This is a genomic window from Pseudomonas sp. SDO5215_S409 (assembly GCF_054071325.1).
Genome location: NZ_JBSVWN010000116.1, coordinates 1 through 4,434 on the forward strand (window position 1 = coordinate 1; position 4,434 = coordinate 4,434).

Below are 4,434 nucleotides of genomic sequence, written 5' to 3' on the forward strand. Positions count from 1 at the left end.
GCAAACTCAGCGGCCAAGGCCATGATGAGTTACACCACTTCCAGGGACACGATCCAAGTGAGATCCCCGGCAGTCTGGTCGGCGTAGCTTTACCCAGCCTTTACCGAATGTGAGACAGGCATGAGACGGAACCGGCATGGCCTAGGCGTCCGAGGCCAGATACCAGGTCGTGCCGGTAAAAACTCGAGGTCGGCAAAGTCTCACATTGCCGGTGGAATCGGGCGTTTGTTTGACCACGCGTCGATGGAACACGGGCCAGGCAGATGACAGTAGCCTATGTGGCCGGGTGCCTGAGGTTTCCCGCGTGTCACAGGCCGTCAAAGTAGAGGCCCCGGCTGCCTCAGACCCCTGACGGATTCTGGACAAGCTCTGGACGGATGGCGAGGTCACAGATCATCCAACTCGACCCAGCAGCCAAAGCCAGCGCGGGCTGGCGGCAGATCGGGTAGTGGCCGGATAGTTACCTCGTCCAAAAACAGGGAGGGACCGCGACGGTCAGTTGCGAGACCAGTGGCCCGCGGCCGCCCCAGGCAAACGCCGCCATAACCCTTGACGGGGCCTTGACGAAATTCTTGACAGGTCTTGACGGATTTATCTGACGCCACTAGTAGCCGGATCGCTTAAAGCCAAGCGGGTCAAGGCATTGCGGGCATCCACGCAGCTTGACTAGCACCAGCCTAGTCAAAAATTTAAGAGGTGGCCGTCAAGGCTGCTGTGCAATGAATATCCAGGCACACGCTGGCGGGATGGGTCGCGAAATACCGGGCCAGAGAAATCATTAGCGTGCCAGGCAATACTATACAGGCACTAGATGGATTTTCCCCGGTGGTTCACGCGTAAACAGCCCGCAACTCAAGTAATACGCCGCCGCCAGCGTGAAAGGTGGTGCGTTGGCGCTTGGTGCTCGTCAAGTAATTTCCGGGGCTTCCAGCGACCTGACAGCAGGTCGGAGCAGGTGGTGAACGAGTCGTTCACCCTAGAGCGGAAACCGGTCGGCTTAGCTAATGCCATCTAGACCTGTCATTCATCACTACCTATGCTCGAAGCCTTCACCAAGGAGGCCCAAATGACAGAGCATACGCAAAAAAACCAAGAACCCAGCCCGCCGGCTTCTATAGGGTTGATCGAAAAAGCATGGGAATGGAAATGGGCAGTTCGCCTCGCGTACTTAGTTCTTTTTTTGGACATAGCTTTGTTGCTAAGGAAACTACCAGGCGTTCTAGAGATGGCCATTTCTCTTGAAAGAGTCTGGGCCAACTTCGGATACCTGCTCACAGCCGCTTGTTCATTTGGTCTTATTGTCTCATTCGGCATCCCTGCGCTTGCGATTGCACTGCGTGAAATATTATCGCTAATTGGATCGGCTATTCCTTACGGCCTTTTTGAAATTCGGGCGGAGCCCTACCAGCGGCCAAATGGATGTGTATCGCTCCACCAACTCCATAAACACGCTTTGAGACAGAACAGCGAATTTTTAATGAAGCTGTATGAAAAACGGTCAGCGGAAATAGAAGAGGCCCGAGAGCAACGGGAGCAGATCGGGATGCTTTTTTTCGGCATGACCGTACTGTGCATACTCGATTGGAGTCTAGGCACGAATTACAGTACTGGGTCACTGGTCCAAGTATTTCTTTCTCATACCAACGATAACGTCGGTATTGCAGCAGTGCTTGCCGTGTTAGCTCTTCTGCGCTGGGCGTGGTTTCCGGCATGGAAAACAAACTGGGTATATTACCCACCTCTCCACGATGAGTTGGTAGCCAAGGAACGTGCCGAAAAGGACGCGCAGGAGAAACTGCGCCGAGAATGGAACAGTTGAGGCCTGAACCTGAAATTCACTCAAAATCACCACTACCCTGATCCGGGGTGGTGCTGCCGCGGGGGAATGGTAAGAACGCCACGCGGTGCCAGCGCAATCGCCGCAAAAGTGTGACGACGGCTCTTCAAAAGTGAGGAGCGAGATAATCGGGCCATTTCTGGACTGATCCCTCAAAGGCATGGTGGTGATGACCATTCCTTTGCACCGGCGGTGGATTTATCAAGATGGCGTCACCGTTCGTCGGGGATGGAGCAACAAACCTCGACGGCTTTTTAAGTCAGCGTGAAACGGGCCAGAAACGCCCCAGCAGACAGCGCCGTGTATCCCCAGGTGCATCCCTTTAAAACATGAAAAAAATAATCAATAAAAAACATAAGCTTACATATCAAGTTCAAATGACTGTGTACCACCAAGTACCGATCCATAGACGTCTACAGCAGTCTATGAATCACCTCAAGAAGCCCGCCTTGTGCGGGCTTTCTTGTTTCTGGCTGTTTCTCCTTGTGCCCCCTTATCTTCGCTCCGCCTCTCATGGGGCTAAGGCCGCGAGCGTTGCAATCGGCTCTAGGTCCCGCACTTGATGCGATGTTCAGGTATTGCAAGGGCGAGAGACGATTGAGCATGCCTCGGCTTCTGGCGATCCGCCACCACTCGACACTCTGCTCTGAGCGGTTACCCTCTGCGCCCGAAAGGGCTCTACGCTAGCGCAGCGCTGGTTTGAGGATGATTCAGGAATCAAGGAATGAGTGGTTACGTCCCCAACCCGCCGAAGGGTTATCGCAATAGCGGCATCGAGCCCGTCGATATTCACGCTCAGCGCTGGGCTGAATACAAAGACCTCCCGCCCAAGACCAATACCCGTCCCGCCAGCAAAGGCTGTGTATTCACCAAGAGCTGCGATCTGGCAAACGGTGTGATCGATTACAAAACGCCTGCCGGATTCATTCCGGTCGAGAGCCTGGCCAACTACGGAGCGTTCTCCCTCCTCGGCGGTCGTGAAACCGATGCCGCAGGAAATATCCCACTGAAAAAAATCAGCGGGAGTGCCCTGCCTGCCGCCATCGGAACTCTTCTATTGGGTGGCGCTGGGGCTGCGGCTGCCTCTTGTGGTGGGCTGTGTTCGGCTGGAGCTGTTGGGGGAGCAAGTGCCGCAACTGGCTCAGCCATAACGGGAGCTGCCGGTGGGACCGGCGTCGTCACTGCCGGAGTGGCTGCTGGCGCCTTGGCGGGGATAGTCGCACTGTTGTGGCCGTCGAACCTGGGTGACAGTTCTCTGTACACAAAAGACCAGCTTCAGTCACTTGAAAAGGCGCGTACACGCGTGCGCCTGCATGTTGAGGTGCAGGCGGACGGAACCCTGAAGGGGTACGGATACAACACCCAGAAGCGTAGGGAATGGGAAATGATTCCCGTCGTGCAATTCGTCCAGCAGGGATCTCAGCAAGTCGCCGACTTCGGCGATGGTGTAACCCTCATCTGGACGCCGGCGGTTGATCCGTCGGGCACCTCCGGTATCCCACCGTTAGAGGGTGCCCCCCAAGCCCCCCATATTTGGATTTATCCGCCGACCGAACAGGCCGACAGCATCATCGTCAGCCCGATCTACCCTGATCAATACAAAGACTTCATTCTCGTATTCCCGGCAGATTCCGGTGTGCAGCCGCTGTACATTGTGATGAATGTGCGCAAAACCCCAGGCACAGTCACAGGACAGGGCGAAGATGTGTTTGGCATATGGCTCATTGGGGCCAGCTCGGGGATGGGCGCTCCAATACCAAAGGACGTGGCAGACTCCCTTCGGGGACAAGAATTCAAGAGCTTCGACTCGTTCAGGGCCGCCCTTTGGAAAGCGGTTTCAGAGTCAGCCGCTGCAAATCAGTTCATCGAACAGAACGTCGGGCGGATGCGTAAAGGTAAGGCACCACGGGTGCGCAAAGCCGATAGAGTCGGCGGCAGACTGTCTTACGAACTTCATCACCTCGAAAAGGTATCCGAGGGAGGCGGCGTCTACGACGTAGATAATCTGCGGGTAAACACTCCGCGAAACCATATCGCTATTCACCGGAACGAATAGGTCAACCATGACTGACACACTACTGAAAAACAGTTTTTCGGAGTACACAGAGGCCGAGTTCATCGCACTGCTGGAAGAACTCGCTGAAGAAGACGAAGAAGCTGAAAGCGATGATCGTGCTGACGTGCTGCTGTTGCACTTCGAGAAAATCAGCGAACACCCAGCAGGGTCGGACCTGATCTATTATCCAGAGCCCGGTGCTGACAACTCCCCTGAGGGCGTAGTGCAAATTGTGAAAGATTGGCGCGCGGCGCAGGGTTTGCCCGGGTTCAAAGGTGCGTAACAACGCGCCCGCGTCGTAGGGGTCAAACACTCCGATCAAAACGTCGGTAGCGCGGATGGGGTGGACCCGGCACGCATACCCAGGCTGGTGACCCTGTGGAAGGACCAACACCGGTGACCACTTGCCCTGATCACTGACGCATCAAATCACCCTTGCAGAAACATCCCTTGGAAGGCTGGCGCCATGTTTTGACCGGCGAGTGTCGATCGTGTCCCTGGAAGTGGTGTAACTCATCATGGCCTTGGCCGCTGAGTTTGC

General features: G+C 55.5%; 3 protein-coding genes. All 3 read left to right on the top strand.

Going from position 1 to position 4,434, the window contains the following annotated elements:
- Window positions 1–1,066 precede the first annotated feature (1,066 nt).
- The 3 genes from ACW9H9_RS28230 (at window position 1,067) to ACW9H9_RS28240 (ending at window position 4,176) form a co-directional block, all read left to right on the top strand.
- On the top strand, window positions 1,067–1,819 hold the full coding sequence (locus ACW9H9_RS28230) for a hypothetical protein (RefSeq protein WP_457346645.1): 753 nt from the start codon (window positions 1,067–1,069) through the stop codon (window positions 1,817–1,819).
- 742 nt (window positions 1,820–2,561) lie between these two features.
- Window positions 2,562–3,893: an S-type pyocin domain-containing protein gene (locus ACW9H9_RS28235; RefSeq protein ID WP_457346644.1), complete on the top strand. Its 1,332-nt coding sequence runs from the start codon at window positions 2,562–2,564 to the stop codon at window positions 3,891–3,893.
- A gap of 7 nt (window positions 3,894–3,900) precedes the next feature.
- Window positions 3,901–4,176, top strand: a complete 276-nt coding sequence (locus ACW9H9_RS28240; RefSeq protein WP_457346643.1) for a bacteriocin immunity protein — start codon at window positions 3,901–3,903, stop codon at window positions 4,174–4,176.
- Window positions 4,177–4,434: the final 258 nt, after the last annotated feature.